Consider the following 18,504-nt stretch of genomic DNA (forward strand, 5'->3'; position numbering starts at 1 on the left):
AAGGTAAATCTTTAATCTGAAAAATAAAACAAAAATTACAGTAAACGTAAGGCTTCTCTACTACTTAGTGGTTTCAAATTTGTACTGTTTACATATGCTGTAACACCTGATGGATTAAAACGACTATAATCGCGTAAAGCCCAACCAATTGCTTTTTGAATAAAAAACTCGTTAGAATGTTTGTGTTTTTCACATTCTGATATAAGAATTTCGAAATTTGTTTTTTCTTTATAACTCAACTGAAATAAAATCGCACTTCGGTTCAACCACATGTTTTTTGAATTTGAAAAACGTTCGATAACTTTTAAAGTTTCTAATGGAAATTGTTGCAAATAACCACCCAATAAATATTTTGCAATTGTATCTACCGAATCCCACCACGAATTTGTAATAATTAATTTTTCAATGAGTTTAATATCTTCAATAACAAAGTTTTTCTTGGATTCTTTTACTAATAAATCAATGGCAACTTGATGAAATTCTCGTTCTTTCATTTGAAATAATTCCCAAGCAATAATTCTGAAATTGGATTTAATTTCAACTTTATTTTGTTCGTAAGTTGATTTAAAAATTGCTCGTCTTTTCTCAGTTTTTATTCCTAAAAAAGAAAAATTATTTTTCATATAATTCTCCATCGGAACTGACAATTCTCTATTGGATTCTTTCCGAAAATGCACTTCTAATTCGTTACAAAATTTCATTTAATTCAGCGGTTTTTTGTTGGCACGAAAGAGTTAATTCCTCAAAAAAAAGAAAAAATTCCGATTCGAATTCGGTATAAAAATCTTGTAATTCCACAATCGCTTCTTGCATATTGGCTCTATGTTTGGTCTTGTAATCCATCTGAAAAAGTATCATTTCCAAACCCGCAATAGTTGCATAACTCACAAACCAATTTCTGGCAATCATATACGGCATCATTCCTTTTATTCTCTCGGTTAAAATATCGTAATTGTCTTGTAATAATTGATAGAAATTGTTGGCATAATCTTCTAATTTTTCATCAGAAAACTTGCTCCAGTTTTTTGCCAAAAAATGATCATACAAAATATCCATAATCACACCTGAATAATGTCCGTATTTTTCGTGCAAACGATGTTTACTTTGCCTATAAATAGGATGCGAATCGGTAAAACTATCAATGTGGCGGTGCAATAAAATCCCTTTTTTAATTTCGGAATCGAACTTTTCGTAATCATTTCCTTTGATACTATCTGCCATGAAATTCCCAATTTTTAGCAAATCGTTAGTTCCTGATAAGTAAATATGTGCGAGATAGTTCATTTTTTTCTAAGTTCTTTTTGTAAATATATAAAAAAATCTTTGCGTCTTTGCGTCTTTGCGAGCTACATCTTTTATATTTGTATTTCAAAATTAAAACTAAACATGACATTAATAAAATCAATATCAGGAATTCGTGGCACAATTGGTGGTGCGGTTGGCGACAATTTAACTCCAGTTGATGCTGTAAAATTTGCATCAGCTTACGGTTCGTTTTTAAAAATAAGACATGCTTCAAAAGGTAACGAACGATTAAAAGTAGTTATTGGAAGAGATGCACGAATTTCGGGACCAATGATTCATAATTTAGTTATGAATACATTAGTTGGACTAGGAATCGATGTAATTGATTTGGGTTTATCAACCACACCAACGGTTGAAATTGCTGTTCCGCTAGAAAAAGCTGATGGTGGAATTATTTTAACGGCTTCACACAATCCAAAACAATGGAATGCTCTAAAGTTATTAAACGAAAAAGGTGAATTTTTAAGTGGAAAAGAAGGTGAATTAATTTTAGAAATTGCCGAGAACGAAGCTTTTGATTTTTCGGATGTCGATAATTTAGGAGAAGTTATTGAAAATAATGCTTACATGGATATTCACATTGATGAAGTATTAGAATTGCCTTTGGTGGACGCTGATTTAGTAAAAACGAAGAAATTCAAAGTAGTGGTTGATGGTGTGAATTCATCTGGCGGAATTATTATCCCTAATTTATTAGAACAAATGGGCGTTGAAGTAGTAAAATTATACTGCGAACCAAACGGTCATTTTCCACACAATCCTGAACCTTTAAAAGAACATTTAGGGGATATTTGTAAATTAGTTGTAGAAGAAAAAGCCGATTTTGGAATCGTGGTTGACCCTGATGTAGATAGATTAGCATTCATTTCAAATGATGGCGAAATGTTTGGCGAAGAATATACTTTAGTAGCTGTGGCTGATTATGTTTTATCAAAAACTCCAGGAAATACCGTTTCAAACATGTCATCTTCTCGTGCTTTGCGCGATATTACAGAAAAGCACGGTGGAAAGTATCAAGCAAGTGCTGTTGGAGAAGTAAATGTGGTAGAATTAATGAAGAAAACCAATGCTATTATTGGTGGCGAAGGAAATGGCGGCATCATTTATCCATCATCGCATTATGGAAGAGATAGTATGGTTGGCGTTGCTTTGTTTTTAACGTATTTAGCGAATCAAGACAAAACGGTTGCCGAAATTAGAGCTTCGTATCCGCAATATTACATGAGTAAAAACAAGATTGAATTAACACCTCAAATTGATGTAGATAATGTTTTAGCTACGTTAACCGAAAAATATAAATCGGAAAACATTACGACTATTGACGGAGTAAAAATTGATTTCCCTACTGAATGGGTACATTTAAGAAAATCAAATACAGAACCAATTATTAGGATTTATACAGAAGCGCCTACGCAATCAGAAGCAGATATTTTAGCTGAAAGATTTGTAAAGGAACTAAAAGAAATAGCGGGAATTTAAAAGAAAAAAGGTCAGATTTAAATCTGACCTTTTTTATTATTTATTACCATTGCTTTTTCCGTGACCTTTACCTGGATGGCCTTTAGCTTTATTCTTTACAACTACTTTTTGTTTATGCCCTTTGTATTTTGTCTTGTGAGAATAATTATAACGTTGTGGTCTATCACCATAAAAATCTAATTCAACTTGAGAACTTCTTCCTAAGTTAATTCCAACAAATATTGAAGGAACTCTTGTGCTTATAGACCATTTTCCATTAGTAAAATAAATATAATTACTTTTTTGAATGTCGTAATACATATTTTGGTCAGGAAAGTAAATATGTCTTGTTTTAGCTCTATAACCGTGAGCTGGCGCCCAAGGTGGAGGTCCTTGCGAAAAAACATCTGCTGGCATTACCAACATAAATACTAAAATTAATACCCCAAAAAGCGTTGCTGTTCTATTCTGAATCGTTTTCATAATCTTTAATTTTAATAATTGTAAATTATATAACGCAATAATGTTGCCAAAGAATAATTATAGCAATCATTTTAACGTCTTTTAACCTCCTTTATAAAAACAAAAGTGTTATTTGACAATTATTTTTTTAGTAGTAGATTGAGTACCATTAGTCACTTTTACCAAATACATTCCGACATGTAAATCCAAATTAATTTGAATTTCACTATCAAAATTTTGACTTTGTACCAATTGACCCGTAATGGTATAAATTTCTACTTTTGAACTTCCTTCTAAACCAGAAACAATCAAATATTCTGAAGCTGGATTTGGATATACTGCTACCCTATTTTCAATAGGATTCTGAGTTGATAAAGTTGAAAACCATTGTTGACCAAAATTAGCTCCAAAAATGTAATCAGCTAAATTAGGATAATCCACAAAAGGATTACGATTCATTTGCCAAGTGTAGATGTAATTATTACGATTCATTTCAAAATCATCTCTTGTATCTGTAGTATTCCAAGTTAAAAGTGATGCTAAATCTCCCATTATTTGATTACCTGAAGTATCTGAAGGATTTCCATTAACTAAATTTAAACCATTGTATCTAACTGCCATATAAAATAATGCTCTTGCTACATCACCTCTCCATTTTCCTTGAGTTCCAACTGGACCGTTATAATCTGAACCAAAATCTCTATTACTTTTAACACCATTTTCAGTTCCATCTTCAGCGTGAATGTGATGTGCATCCGCATGAGCTGATAAAATATCATTAGCATTTGTTGGTAACCAAATATCTATTCCATCAGCTGTTGATGAAGTACCACTTGAAAAACCACCTCTAGATTGTGCAAAAACATGTTCTCTTACCCATTTTCCAGTTCCACTACTTTCAGTTTGTTGATCTAATTTAGCTCTTGGAGCTTCTACATAATGCATCCAAACTTGATTGCTGTTTTCAGGATTTATGTCAGCACTTTTAAGAATTTCCCAAATATCGCCATAACTATGAGCTCGAACAACTGCCGGATTGGCAATAATATCTTGAAGCGCTTGTTTTAAAGCACTTCCTGATAATCCTTCTAATGAATCATAATATCCTACAGGAATAGTTGGTGTTACCAATCCATAAGTTGGATTAATAGGAGTTCCATAAGATTGAACCACATAATTAGCATCGTAAACTCTGTAAATAATATTATTGTTGTTTGCTACATATCCAAATGGCAAAGGCTGAAAAACTAATTTCATTTCTTCATCTCCTTCATCTAAACCATCATTTGCGACAATTATTCCTGTTTGACCTATTGTTTGACCTACTGGAATTGAAACTGTTAATCCTCCTGAGAAATCAACCATATTGAAATTCCCGTTATTCAAAGTGAAATTAAAAATCAAAGTTTCATTTTGAACAGGTTGACTTGTAGTGAAAATAAAATTAAAACTATCACCTTCATTTATAACTGGAATCGAAGTCGAAACTGAAATATAATTTAAAACTACACCAGTTCCGTCATTATTACTCCCTGGAGTTGGTAATTTAACTTCATAAGTACCGTCATTTTTTCTTTGTACGGAATGTGTGGCTACACTTGATGTTGCATTTTCATTTGTGAAAACCGACAATCCTAAAATAGACATTAAATTAGTTGGAGGCGTATTACTATTAGAATATGCTAATGCATCTATCAAATTTGTGGTTGTTGCGATAGTTCCTGGTTGAACAGCAAATTGAAAATCTGATGCATTTCCTAAATATAATGCCACAACATCAGGCCCGTTTTGTATTTTATTGTTTGAAAAAGTTCCTACAGGTGATGGAGTTACTAGACTATTCCCAAAATGAGCAATCCCATTTATATCAGTTGAAAAACCATCTAAATCATAGGCATAATAACACGCTGTATTAGTTTCATTGTAAAAAACTAAAACATAACCATCTAAAGAAAAATTCGGTGTAGCAGACTTCAATTCAACAAATTCCAATTGATCTGTCCCAGGTGTATCAGCATCTATCTCATTTATAACAACTTGAGAATAGGTAAACATTCCTAGAAATAGGAAAAAATAGGTAAGGAATTTTTGAGGCATAAAAACTAATTTTATCAAAAATACGAATATATAATTGAAAGTAACTTCATTTTATATCAATACTTACTAATTTTAAGACTTTTTTAAGGCTATTGTACGAGTATTTTTATATTTTGCATTTATTTAAAGCAACTTTTTACTTTATTTGTCATCTAACAGAAAACCAATTCATTCAATTTGAAATTTTTAATTAAAATAGCGCTTTTAGTATTTCCACTTCTTATTTTTTCTCAGCATTCCTCAAAAATGACTGTTAGAATTAATACAGAAGAAAAAACGCTATTGGTTCATCAGGTTTTAAGGTTTAATAATACAAGTAACGATACACTAAAACATATTATTTTAAATGATTGGAATAATGCCTTTTCATCAAAATCATCTGCATTAGCCAAAAAATATTCCGATGAATTTGTGAGAGCTTTTCATTTGGCTAGTGAAAAAGAAAGAGGTTTCACTTCAATTAAAACAGTTGTGGATGGAAATTATCAATCTGTAAACTGGAAAAGACCAAATGAAAAAGTAGATTTGGTTAAACTAGATCTAAACCAACCCATTTTACCTTGTTCAAAGCAAACTTTCACCTTGGTTTACGAAGTAAAAATTCCAGATGCTAAGTTTACACGATATGGTTATGATAACAATAATAGAATTACCTTAAAAAATTGGTATTTGAATCCTTCTCGATACGAACACAAACAGTTTGTACAACAGAGTAATGAAAATCTAGATGATATCCCAAATGCCTTTTCTGATTTTGAAATCGAATTTGAAATTCCAATTAAATACAATTTATCGAGTAATTTAATAGAAACCAATTCTTTTGAACTTGTAAACACTAAAAAATTACTATTAAACGCAAAGAATAAAAGCGAAGTTATAATCACAGTTCAACCAACTAATACATATCAAACTTATAAAAACGAAATCATTGAAGTAAGTTGTGGTATTGAAGATTCGAGAGTAAAAGATATTGATAAAGCTATTATTTTTGATAGAGTAAGTCGTTTTACAGCATCAAAATTAGGTTTACCACTTACTTCTAAAATCATAATTTCTCAGGAAGATTATGCGCGTCAGCCGTTTTATGGATTAAATCAGTTACCTAGTTTTTTGAGCCCGTTTTCAAATGAATTAATGTTTGAATTAAAGTTTCTAAAAACCTATTTAAACAATTATTTAAAAGAAAATTTAAATCTAAATCAAAGACGCGATTATTGGATTTATGACGGAATTCAAATGTTCATCATGATGCAATATGCCGATGAATATTTTCCTGAACTGAAAATGACTGGTAATGTAGCTAATTTAAAAATATTAAAATCGTACCATTTTATTAATCTCGATTTTAACCAACAATACAACTATTTGTATATGTTGATGGCTCGAAAAAACTTAGACCAACCTTTAAACGAACCTAAAAATCGCTTAATAAAATTCAACGAACAAATTGCTAGTAAATACAGAGCTGGTTTGAGTTTAAAATATTTAGATAGCTATTTAGGAAACGATATTGTTCATAACACTATTAAAGAATACATTCAAGAAAATCAATTTTTAGGAACCAATTCACGTCAGTTTGAAACCGTTTTAATCAAAAACAGCCCAAAAGACATAGATTGGTTTTTCAGAACCGTAATAGAAACCCGCGATTTAATTGATTATAAATTTGGTAAAGTTACGAAAACAGAAGATTCTCTATCTGTAAATATTATTAACAAAACCAATACTAATGTTCCTATTTCATTATATCAATTAAAAGATGACCAAGTAGTTAACAAAATTTGGTTGACTAATATTAAAACTGATTCCACTTTCGTAATTCCAAGAATGGGAGCCGATAAATTAACCCTTAATTACAATAACGAAGTTCCTGAATACAATTTGAGAAACAATTGGAAATCTTTAAAAGGTTTTTTCTTCAACAATCGTCCGTTTAAATTTGTCTTTTTTAAAGATTTAGAAGAACCCTATTACAATCAAATTTTCTTTGTTCCAGAAGTAGAATTTAATATTTACGATGGTATTGCATTGGGTATGCGAATCAATAATAAATCAATTCTAAATAAACCTTTTAGTTTTAGTGTCACTCCAATGTATTCGAGCAATACAGGAACACTTGTAGGTAAATTTTCTGCTTTCGTAGATGATAACATTCGCGAAAAAGGCAAGTTGTATAACATCCGATATTTAGTAACTGGAAGTCGTTTTCATTACACAAAAGATGCTTTTTACACTAACTTTATTCCTGTAATTCAATTCAGATTTAGAGATCAAAATTTAAGAACTAACAAAAATGAATTCATTCAGTTAAGACAAGTTTATGTAAATAGAGACAAATCAGAATTTGTTACAGATACAAATACAGAGAATTATAATATTTTTAATGCAAAATATGGCAATTATCAATCCGAAGGAACCAAACATTTCTCATTACTAAACGATTTACAAATTTCAAATTCATTTGGAAAAGTTTCAACCGAAATTCATTACCGAAAATTGTTTGAAAACAACCGTCAAATCAGTTTTAGATTTTTCGCTGGAGCATTCATGTACAGAAGTACAAATTCCGAATTTTTTAGTTTTGGATTAGACAGACCAAACGATTATATGTTCGATTATAATTTGTTAGGCAGAAGTGAAACTACTGGAATTTACAGTCAACAATATGTTTATGCAGAAGGTGGATTCAAATCTAAATTAGATACAAGATTTGCAAACCAATGGATGACCACAATAAACGGAACGTTCAATATTTGGAATTGGATTCAAGTTTATGGAGATGCCGGAATGTTTAAAAATCAATATTCAAGCGCAAAATTTGTATATGATTCAGGCTTGCACTTAAACTTAGTTCCAGATTATTTTGAACTTTTCTTACCCGTTTATTCTTCAAACGGATTTGCTTTGGACGATGTTAATTATGGACAACAAATTCGTTTTGTAGTTACTTTAAGTCCAAAAACATTAATTTCTCTATTTACCCGAAAATGGTTTTAATAGCTTTTTATCTATTTATTTGATAATTCAATAATTAAAAATCATTTTTTAATGAATTCATTGCGTTTTTCAAATCAAAACTATTGATAATTTAATAATAATTAAAAAAATATTACCCTCTGTATTGTTTTATAAGTCGTTTTAATTAAATTTGTTGAATTATCAATTTCGTACAAACGGCTTATGAAAACAGCAACAACATCGGAAGTAGTTTCTTTTGAAGATTTCAAAAAAGAAGTCATTAACGATTATAAAATCGCCCGAATCAGTAGAGAATGTAGTCTTCTTGGAAGAAAAGAAGTACTTACAGGGAAAGCGAAATTTGGAATTTTTGGTGATGGTAAAGAAGTACCACAACTGGCATTAGCGAAAGCATTTCAAAACGGAGATTTCCGTTCAGGATATTACCGTGACCAAACGTTTATGATGGCAATTGGTGCTATGAATATCGAGCAATTCTTCGCTGGATTATACGGTCATACAGATATTAATTTTGATCCAATGAGTGCTGGTCGTCAAATGGGCGGTCACTTCGCAACCCATTCATTAGACGAAAATGGAAATTGGAAAAACTTAACCCAACAAAAAAATTCGAGTTCTGACATCTCTCCTACTGCTGGGCAAATGCCTCGTTTATTAGGATTAGCTCAAGCTTCAAAAATATATAGAAATGTTTCAGGTATCAACCAAACCAACTTCTCCGATAACGGAAACGAAGTAGCTTGGGGAACTATCGGAAATGCTTCTACTTCTGAAGGTTTATTCTTCGAAACTATCAATGCTGCTGGTGTTTTACAAGTTCCAATGGTAATGAGCGTTTGGGACGACGAGTACGGAATTTCAGTTCACGCACGTCATCAAACAACAAAAGAAAACATCTCAGAAATCTTAAAAGGTTTTCAACGTGATGAAGAAAATAACGGTTACGAAATCTTACGTGTTAAAGGTTGGGATTACCCTGCTCTAGTAGAAACGTATCAAAAAGCATCGCAAATTGCACGAGAAGAACACGTTCCAGTTTTGGTACACGTTCAAGAATTAACACAACCGCAAGGTCACTCGACTTCTGGAAGTCACGAACGTTACAAAAATGCAGAACGTTTAGCTTGGGAAACAGAATTTGACTGTTTAGCTAAAATGAAAACTTGGTTAATCGATAACAATATCGCTACTTCAGAAGAATTAGAAGAAATTGATAACCAAGCTAAAAAAGATGTTGTAGAAGGCAAAAAAACTGCTTGGACTAACTTTACAGCACCAACAAAAGCGGAACAACAAGAATTAGTTGGTTTATTAAATACCATCGCTTCACAAAGTGAAAACAAAGTATTTATTGAAAAAATAGCGAATGATGTTGCATCAATAAAAGAACCAATTCGTAAAGATCTTTTAGTTGCTGCACGTAAAGTGTTGCGCATGATTATCAAAGAAAATTCTCGTGCAACTTTAGCTACTTGGATTAAAAATTATACGGAGAAAATTCAACCAAAATTCAGTTCACACTTATTCTCGCAATCGGATAAAACCGTTTTAAAATCAAAAGAAATAGCTCCAACATATGACGCAACTGCTGAAGACGTAGATGCGCGTTTAGTATTAAGAGACAACTTTGATGCTATCTTTTCAAAATATCCTGAAACCTTAATTTTTGGTGAAGATTCAGGAAACATTGGAGATGTTAACCAAGGTTTGGAAGGCATGCAAGAAAAATACGGAGAATTACGCGTTGCCGATGTGGGAATTCGCGAAGCTACGATTTTAGGTCAAGGAATCGGAATGGCAATGCGTGGATTACGACCAATTGCTGAAATTCAATATTTAGATTATTTATTGTACGCTATTCAAATCATGAGTGATGATTTAGCTACATTACAATACAGAACAGCGGGTCGCCAAAAAGCACCGTTAATTATCAGAACTCGTGGTCACCGTTTAGAAGGCGTTTGGCATTCAGGTTCTCCAATGGGAATGATTATCAATGCAATCAGAGGAATTCACGTTTTGGTTCCAAGAAACATGACTAAAGCAGCTGGTTTTTATAACACTTTATTGGAAACAGACGAACCTGCATTAGTTGTAGAATGTTTGAACGGTTACCGTTTGAAAGAAAAAATGCCAACGAACTTAGGTGAATTCAAAACACCGATTGGAGTAGTTGAAACTATTAAACAAGGAACGGATATCACATTAGTTTCTTACGGTTCTACTTTACGTTTGGTAGAACAAGCAGCAAACGAATTAGAATCAGTTGGAATTAGCGCTGAAATTATTGATATTCAATCGTTATTACCTTTTGATATTAATCATGATATTGTGAAATCGGTAGCAAAAACAAATCGTTTATTAGTAATTGACGAAGACGTTCCTGGTGGAGCAAGTGCTTATATTTTACAAGAAGTTGTAGAAAACCAAAAAGCCTACCAACATTTAGATAGCGCACCGCAAACATTGGCTTCAAAAGCGCACAGACCTGCTTATGGAACCGATGGTGATTACTTTTCAAAACCTTCTGCAGAAGATATTTTTGAGAAAGTATATTCGATTATGAATGAGGCAAATCCAACAAAATATCCAAATTTGTATTAAATAATTTGTTTATTCGAAAATTAATTAGAAATATTTGCAACATACAATTAAGAAAATGATTTCAATTTTAAACAATACTTGGTGGTGGTCTAACTTACGTCGAACTTCGTGAGCGAAACCTGCTATAGTATCATTTAAAACCAAATACATAGAAAAGGCTTGTCAATCACGACAAGCCTTTTTTTATTGCCAAAAAATTCAAAATCAAATGAAAAAATATAAATTACATACTAATTACAAACAAATTCTTGCCGACACCATCACGCCAGTGAGTGTTTACTTAAAAATTCGAGATAAATTCCCGAATAGCATTTTGTTAGAAAGTTCTGATTATCATGCGAATGACAACAGTTTTTCGTACATCTGTTTCAATCCGATTGCTTCAATCAAAGTTGAAAATCAAAAAATTGAAACGAATTTTCCAGATGGATTTTCAGAAATTATCCCAATTGATACTGATGTAAACGTGGCTAAAGAAATCGAAAACTTTTCAAATCAATTTCAAACGGAAAAGTCAGATTTTAAATTCATTACGCAAGGACTATTTGGCTATTTAGCTTATGATGCGATTCAATATTTTGAGAAAGTTTCGATTGCAAAAAAATCAATAGAAAACGAAATTCCCGAAATCTTTTACGCTGTTTATCAAAACATTATTGCTATTAATCATTTTAAAAACGAAGCGTATTTATTTTGTCATAGTTTTGATGGAAGCAATAATATCGCTGAAATTGAACAATTATTACAATCGAAAAACTTTGCTTCCTTTTCGTTTCAAAAATCAGGAAACGGAACTTCAAACTTAACTGATGATGAATTCAAAAACTACGTTTCGTTAGCAAAAAAACATTGTTTACGTGGTGACGTTTTTCAATTGGTTTTATCCAGAAGATTTTCTCAAGATTTCAAAGGCGATGAATTCAATGTGTATCGCGCTTTACGAAGTATCAATCCTTCTCCTTATTTGTTTTATTTCGACTATGGAAATTTCAAAATATTCGGTTCATCGCCAGAAGCGCAATTAGTAATCAAAAATAATTTAGCTGAAATTCATCCGATAGCAGGCACTTTCAAACGCACAGGAAATGACGAACAAGATGCGGAATTAGCCAAAAAATTAGGCGAAGATTCTAAAGAAAACAGCGAACATGTAATGTTAGTCGATTTAGCAAGAAATGATTTAAGTAGAAGTTGCCACGAAGTAAAAGTAGATAAATACAAGGAAGTCCAATTTTTCTCTCACGTGATTCATTTGGTGTCAAAAGTATCTGGAAAATTAAAAGAAAATCATACTTTTATGGAATTAGTTGCGAAGACATTTCCAGCAGGAACATTAACCGGAGCACCAAAAGTAAAAGCCATGCAATTGATTGAAAACATCGAAAAAACAAATCGAAGTTTCTATGGCGGCGCCATCGGAGTATTAGATTTTGAAGGCAATTTTAATCACGCCATTATGATTCGTTCCTTTTTAAGTAAAAATCACACTTTACATTTTCAAGCAGGAGCTGGAATTGTAGAAAGTTCCTCCGAAGAAAACGAAATGCATGAAGTGTACAACAAGTTAGGCGCTTTGCAAAAAGCCTTAGATATAGCAGAAAACATATGAAATTCAAGAACAAGAACAAAAGCAAAAATCAAGAGCAAATTGTCAAGTCGAGCGTAGTCGAGACTTTTTAAATTTATTTAATTTCTTAAATCTGTGTTCCAAAAAATGAGCTTGAAATTTGAAATTGAAATTGCCCTTGAAATTAAAAAAAATTAAAGAAATGAAAATAGCAGTTATAGATAATTACGATAGTTTTACATACAATTTAGTCCACTATTTAGAGGATTTGAATGCGAATGTAACCGTTTTTAGAAACGATGAATTTGAATTGAATGAATTAGAAAAATTCGATAAAATTCTACTTTCGCCAGGACCAGGAATTCCAAATGAAGCGGGTTTATTAAAAGAAGTTATCAAAAAATACGCATCAACAAAGAGCATTTTTGGAGTTTGCCTAGGCTTACAAGCTATTGGAGAAGTTTTTGGAGGAACTTTAACCAACTTAGAAAAAGTCTATCACGGTGTGGCAACCAAAGTCACAAAAATCGAAGATGACTTCATTTTCAATGATTTACCAAACGAATTTGAAGTTGGGCGCTACCATTCTTGGGTCGTTTCCAACGAAAACCTTCCAGACGATTTAATCGTAACTTCAAAAGATGAAAACGGTCAAATTATGTCAATGAAACATGCTCATTTTAATATTCGAGGTGTGCAATACCATCCTGAAAGTGTTTTAACACCTTATGGAAAAAAAATTCTAGAAAATTGGCTTAGCCATTAATTAACAATTACATACACGCTTAAATTTCTTGCTTTACTAACACAAAATCAGTGAAGTACAGCCCAACTTACGTCCAATTTTAAAATAAATGAAATGAAAAATATATTAAATCGATTAATTCAACATGAAATCTTAACCAAAGAAGAAGCTAAAGATGTTTTGGTCAATATTTCTTCTGGAAGTTACAATTCAAGTCAAATCACGGCTTTTATGACCGTTTACATGATGCGAAGCATTACCATTGAAGAATTAGCAGGTTTCCGTGAAGCTTTGTTAGAATTATGCATTCCAGTTGATTTTTCTGCTTACAATACGATTGATTTGTGTGGAACTGGAGGTGATGGAAAAGACACCTTCAACATTTCCACTTTAGCTTCTTTCATCGTAGCTGGAGCAGGAATTAAAGTAGCAAAACATGGGAATTATGGTGTTTCCTCTATTTCGGGTTCAAGTAATGTAATGGAAAAAATGGGGGTGAAATTTACGAATGATTCGGATTTTTTGACCAAATCCATCGAAGAAACCAATATTGCCATTTTACATGCACCACTCTTCCACCCTGCTATGAAAAATGTAGGTCCGATTCGAAAAGAATTAGGTGTGAAAACGTTTTTTAATATGTTGGGGCCTATGGTAAATCCATCGTTTCCAAAAAATCAAATGGTTGGTGTTTTTAGTTTGGAATTGGCTCGAATGTATGCTTATTTATATCAAAACACATCTACCAATTACTCCATTTTACATGGTTTAAGTGGTTTTGACGAAGTTTCCTTAACCGATGAAGTAAAAATCATTTCCAACACATCCGAACAAATTTTAAAACCATCTGATTTCAAATTACCAGAATGCCAATTAGCAGCCATTAAAGGAGGAACAACGGTTGATGAATCAGCAAAAATTTTCTACGATGTCATTTCTGGAAAAGGAACTGCAGCTCAAAATAATGTGGTTTGTGCTAATGCTGCCATCGCCATTCAAACCGTTGAAAAGTCGAGTTATAAGGAAGCTTTAGCTAAAGCGCAAGAAAGTTTAGCAAGCGGAAAAGCATTAGAAAAATTGAAAAAATTAATCGAAATAAGTAACTAATCATGAACATTTTAGATAAAATAATCATCGATAAAAAACGTGAAGTCGAACTAAAGAAAAGCATCATTCCCGTTTCGCAACTAGAAGCTTCTGTTTTATTCAATTCTCGAACGTATTCAATGAGTAAATTATTAAAGAACAGCGTTTCAGGAATCATTGCGGAACACAAACGTCGTTCACCTTCAAAAGCGATAATTAATAATAATCATTCCGTTGAAGATGTAGTTTTAGGATACCAAAATGCAGGTGTTTGTGGAATTTCGATTTTGACAGATGCCAAATATTTCGGAGGAAGTTTGGATGATTTGTTATTAGCAAAAGCTTCCGTAAATATTCCATTATTACGAAAAGAATTCATTGTAGATGAATACCAAATTTTAGAAGCCAAAGCCCACGGAGCCGATGTAATCTTATTAATTGCAGCTGTTTTAACTCGAAAAGAAATCAAACAACTTTCAGAATTTGCACAAAGTTTGGGTTTAGAAGTATTGTTAGAAGTTCACAATTTAGAAGAATTAGAAACAGCGATAATGTCAAGTTTAGATATGATTGGTGTTAACAATCGTAATTTAAAATCCTTTGAAGTGAGTTTAGATTATAGTAAAGAATTAGCTTCTAAAATTCCAGACGAATTTGTAAAAGTTTCAGAAAGCGGCATTAGTTCGGTTGAAGCAGTCAAAGAATTACAAAAATATGGTTATCAAGGCTTTTTAATGGGTGAACATTTCATGAAAACCGAAAATCCTGGTTTGGAAGCTCAAAGATTCATAACCAACTTAATTTATTAAAATGAACCACATAGAAACATAGATTAAAAATGTAAGAGGAATTCTTAGTAAACAAAGAACTATGAAAACTTAAAAAAAGTGAAACACCTCATTAAATTCAATTAAAAACTATTTTCTATGTGGTAAAAATAAAAGAATATGAAAAACGTAAAACTAAAAATATGTGGTATGAAATATCCTGAAAATATTAAAGAAATTTCGGCTTTGCATCCTGATTATTTGGGTTTTATTTTTTGGGGAAATTCAAAACGAAATTTAGAATTAAATACGATTCCTGAAATCCCAGAAACAATAAAAAAAGTTGGTGTTTTTGTTAATGCCACAATTCAGGAGATTGCCTCAAAAGTAAACCAATATCAATTGGATATAGTTCAATTACATGGAAATGAATCTGTTATTTTTTGCAAAAATGTGAAAAAGTTAGGAGTTGAAGTCATCAAAGTTTTTTCTATTTCTGACACATTCGATTTTTTAACCATTAAAGAATATGTTCTTTTTGTTGATTATTTTCTTTTTGATACCAGAGGGAAATTACCTGGCGGAAACGGCATTACCTTCGATTGGAATATTTTAGAGAACTATCACTATAACATTCCTTATTTTTTGAGTGGAGGAATAGGTAATACAGAAATTGATGGGTTAAGATCATTCCTAAAATCGACAGCTGCAAAAAAATGTTACGGAATCGACGTAAACAGTCGTTTCGAAAAAAGACCAGGTAAAAAGAATAAATTCAAATTAGAAAAATTTAAAAAAATGCTTTATGAAATATAGTGTAGACGAAAACGGATTTTACGGCCAATTTGGCGGCGCTTTTATTCCTGAAATGTTATACCCAAATGTGGATGAATTAAAAGAAAACTACTTAAAAATAATGGCTGAACCTTCTTTTCAAGAAGAGTTTAACGACTTATTACAACAATTTGTAGGTCGCCCAACACCTTTGTATTTTGCTAAACGGTTATCCGAAAAATACAATACCAAAATCTACTTAAAAAGAGAAGATTTGTGTCATACAGGCGCGCACAAAATCAACAACACAATCGGACAAATTTTAGTCGCCAAGCGCTTAGGGAAAAACCGAATCATTGCTGAAACTGGCGCAGGTCAACACGGTGTAGCAACAGCAACGGTTTGTGCTTTAATGGGATTAGACTGTATCGTATATATGGGTGAAGTCGATATCAAAAGACAAGCACCAAACGTAGCTCGTATGAAAATGTTAGGAGCAGAAGTTCGTCCAGCAACTTCAGGTTCAAAAACCTTAAAAGATGCAACTAATGAAGCCATTCGCGATTGGATTAACAATCCGATTGATACGTTTTACATTATTGGTTCTGTGGTTGGACCTCATCCTTATCCCGATATGGTGGCACGTTTTCAAAGTGTGATTTCTAAAGAAATTAAATCCCAACTTTTAGCTCAAGAAGGCAAAGAAAACCCAAATTACGTAATTGCTTGTGTAGGTGGCGGAAGCAATGCTGCTGGTGCTTTTTACGAATTTTTAGATGAAGAATCAGTAAAATTAATTGCTGTTGAAGCGGCTGGATATGGCGTTGATTCTGGAGAAAGTGCTGCGACTTCGGTTTTGGGTAAAATCGGAATTATTCACGGAAGTAAAACCTTATTAATGCAAACCGAAGACGGACAAATCACAGAACCCTACTCTATTTCAGCAGGATTGGATTACCCTGGTGTAGGGCCGCTTCATGCACATTTACACGATACCAAAAGAGCGGAATTTATCGCTATAACTGATTCCGAAGCCATGCAATCTGGATTAGAAGTATCAAAAACGGAAGGCATTATTCCTGCAATTGAAACCGCTCATGCTTTTTCAGTTTTGGATAAAAAACAATTCCAACCCAATGACATTGTCGTTATTAACTTATCCGGAAGAGGTGATAAAGATTTGAATACTTATATTGATTATTTTAAATTTAGTGAATAATAATTAGTAAAAAGTGAATAGTCAAAAACAAATAATATGAACAGAATCAACCAAAAATTACAAGAAGATAAAAAACTGCTTTCCATATATTTCACTGCAGGATTTCCAAAAATAAATGACACTGTTTCCATTATTCAAGAATTGGAAAAAAACGGTGTGGATATGATTGAAATTGGATTACCTTTTTCAGATCCGTTAGCCGATGGACCTACCATTCAAGAAAGTTCTACTATTGCTATTGAGAACGGAATGACGACTTCGCTCCTATTTGAACAATTGAAGGATATTCGAAAAACCGTTCAAATTCCTTTAATCATAATGGGATACTTCAATCCGATGATGCAATTTGGAATGGAAAAATTCTGTCAAAAATGTGCTGAAGTTGGAATTGATGGATTAATAATACCCGATTTACCTTTATTCGTTTACGAAACCGAGTACAAAGCTATTTTCGAAAAATACAACTTGAAAAATATCTTTTTGATTTCGCCACAAACTTCAGTTGAACGTATCCAACAAATTGATGCTATTTCTGATAGTTTTATTTATATGGTGAGTTCGGCTGCCGTTACGGGAAGTCAATCAGGTTTCGGTTCGGAACAAATGAATTATTTTAAGCGAATTACCGATTTAAACTTGAAAAATCCTCAAATTGTTGGTTTTGGGATTAAAGATGAAGAAACATTTCAACAAGCTACACAATATCAAAAAGGAGCGATTATTGGAAGTGCTCTTATAAACTTTTTAAAAGAAAATTCAATTTCTGAAATTTTTAAATTTGTCAATAAAATCAAATAACTTTAGGAAAGTTCATAGTATTTTTTTGTAAATTGTAACTTTTTGTAAAAGTAATCGTATAATTACAAAACTAACTGACAACTATGAACTTTCTTGAACACTATGAGCCGCTACTCAAGGCTTTTTGGTACATTGCGTTACCTGTGAGTATCTTTTTTTTATTGCAAACCATTTCCACTTTCATTGGATTAAGTGGTTCGGAAACCGATGCCGATACACATGATGGTGATATGCCTTTTGAATTATTTACATTGCGCAACTTAATCAACTTTTTGTTAGGATTTAGTTGGACCGGAATTTCGTTTTATCAATCTGTTGAAAACAAAACGATTTTGATTGGAATTTCAGTTTTAGTAGGATTGCTTTTTGTGGGTGTTTTCTTCTTCTTAATCAAACAAATTTTAAAACTTTCGGAAGACAATAGCTTTAAAATTGAAAATACCATCAACAAAACTGCCGAAGTATATTTGACAATTCCTGAAGCAAAATCAGGAAAAGGAAAAATTCAAATCAGTGTGAATGGTTCGTTTCATGAACTAGATGCCATTACAAATTCACAAGAAAAATTAGCTTCTGGAAGTGCTGTAAAAGTAGTAGCTGTGGAGCACAATTTAGTTATCGTAGAAAAAATCTAATCCTTTAT

Annotated in this window: 15 protein-coding genes; 11 read left to right on the top strand and 4 right to left on the bottom strand. The window is 32.2% G+C overall.

Features of this window, described 5'->3' with window-relative positions; translation table 11 throughout:
- Positions 1–35 precede the first annotated feature (35 nt).
- Positions 36–701, bottom strand: a complete 666-nt coding sequence (locus B2741_RS06625) for a DNA alkylation repair protein (protein WP_291136606.1) — start codon at positions 699–701, stop codon at positions 36–38.
- Positions 688–1,284: an acyl carrier protein phosphodiesterase gene (locus B2741_RS06630; protein ID WP_291136609.1), complete on the bottom strand. Its 597-nt coding sequence runs from the start codon at positions 1,282–1,284 to the stop codon at positions 688–690. The genes B2741_RS06625 and B2741_RS06630 overlap by 14 nt, the downstream gene beginning before the upstream one ends.
- Before the next feature lie 102 nt (positions 1,285–1,386).
- Here B2741_RS06630 and glmM point away from each other — a divergent pair, with 102 nt between their 5' ends.
- Positions 1,387–2,784: a phosphoglucosamine mutase gene (gene glmM / locus B2741_RS06635; RefSeq protein ID WP_291136612.1), complete on the top strand. Its 1,398-nt coding sequence runs from the start codon at positions 1,387–1,389 to the stop codon at positions 2,782–2,784.
- A 36-nt stretch (positions 2,785–2,820) separates the two neighbouring features.
- Here glmM and B2741_RS06640 read toward each other — a convergent pair whose 3' ends face one another.
- Both B2741_RS06640 and B2741_RS06645 read right to left on the bottom strand, forming a co-directional pair.
- Positions 2,821–3,246, bottom strand: a complete 426-nt coding sequence (locus tag B2741_RS06640) for a hypothetical protein (RefSeq protein WP_291136615.1) — start codon at positions 3,244–3,246, stop codon at positions 2,821–2,823.
- A gap of 108 nt (positions 3,247–3,354) precedes the next feature.
- Positions 3,355–5,322, bottom strand: coding sequence for an endonuclease (locus tag B2741_RS06645; RefSeq protein ID WP_291136618.1), 1,968 nt, complete (start codon positions 5,320–5,322; stop codon positions 3,355–3,357).
- A 246-nt stretch (positions 5,323–5,568) separates the two neighbouring features.
- Here B2741_RS06645 and B2741_RS06650 point away from each other — a divergent pair, with 246 nt between their 5' ends.
- The 10 genes from B2741_RS06650 (at position 5,569) to B2741_RS06695 (ending at position 18,496) form a co-directional block, all read left to right on the top strand.
- Positions 5,569–8,319 carry an aminopeptidase gene (locus tag B2741_RS06650; RefSeq protein WP_291136620.1) on the top strand — a complete coding sequence of 917 codons (2,751 nt, stop codon included), beginning with the start codon at positions 5,569–5,571 and terminating at the stop codon, positions 8,317–8,319.
- A gap of 183 nt (positions 8,320–8,502) precedes the next feature.
- A complete protein-coding gene (locus B2741_RS06655; protein WP_291136622.1) occupies positions 8,503–10,905 on the top strand; it encodes an alpha-ketoacid dehydrogenase subunit alpha/beta in 2,403 nt (800 codons plus the stop codon).
- 208 nt (positions 10,906–11,113) lie between these two features.
- Positions 11,114–12,514, top strand: coding sequence for an anthranilate synthase component I family protein (locus B2741_RS06660; protein WP_291136625.1), 1,401 nt, complete (start codon positions 11,114–11,116; stop codon positions 12,512–12,514).
- A 160-nt stretch (positions 12,515–12,674) separates the two neighbouring features.
- Positions 12,675–13,238: an anthranilate synthase component II gene (locus tag B2741_RS06665; RefSeq protein WP_291136628.1), complete on the top strand. Its 564-nt coding sequence runs from the start codon at positions 12,675–12,677 to the stop codon at positions 13,236–13,238.
- A 93-nt stretch (positions 13,239–13,331) separates the two neighbouring features.
- Complete coding sequence (gene trpD / locus B2741_RS06670) at positions 13,332–14,324, top strand: anthranilate phosphoribosyltransferase (protein ID WP_291136631.1); 993 nt, start codon at positions 13,332–13,334, stop codon at positions 14,322–14,324.
- 2 nt (positions 14,325–14,326) lie between these two features.
- Positions 14,327–15,112, top strand: coding sequence for an indole-3-glycerol phosphate synthase TrpC (gene trpC, locus B2741_RS06675; protein ID WP_291136634.1), 786 nt, complete (start codon positions 14,327–14,329; stop codon positions 15,110–15,112).
- A 138-nt stretch (positions 15,113–15,250) separates the two neighbouring features.
- On the top strand, positions 15,251–15,886 hold the full coding sequence (locus B2741_RS06680) for a phosphoribosylanthranilate isomerase (protein WP_291136637.1): 636 nt from the start codon (positions 15,251–15,253) through the stop codon (positions 15,884–15,886).
- Complete coding sequence (gene trpB / locus B2741_RS06685) at positions 15,876–17,063, top strand: tryptophan synthase subunit beta (RefSeq protein WP_291136640.1); 1,188 nt, start codon at positions 15,876–15,878, stop codon at positions 17,061–17,063. Before B2741_RS06680 ends, trpB begins: the two co-directional genes overlap by 11 nt.
- 36 nt (positions 17,064–17,099) lie before the next feature.
- Positions 17,100–17,861, top strand: coding sequence for a tryptophan synthase subunit alpha (trpA, locus tag B2741_RS06690; RefSeq protein ID WP_291136643.1), 762 nt, complete (start codon positions 17,100–17,102; stop codon positions 17,859–17,861).
- A gap of 83 nt (positions 17,862–17,944) precedes the next feature.
- The gene (locus B2741_RS06695) at positions 17,945–18,496 is read left to right on the top strand and encodes an NfeD family protein (RefSeq protein WP_291136646.1); all 552 of its coding nucleotides are present in this window, start codon (positions 17,945–17,947) and stop codon (positions 18,494–18,496) included.
- Positions 18,497–18,504 lie beyond the last annotated feature (8 nt).

This window comes from Flavobacterium sp. UBA7663, assembly GCF_002483315.1.
Classification (GTDB): domain Bacteria; phylum Bacteroidota; class Bacteroidia; order Flavobacteriales; family Flavobacteriaceae; genus Flavobacterium.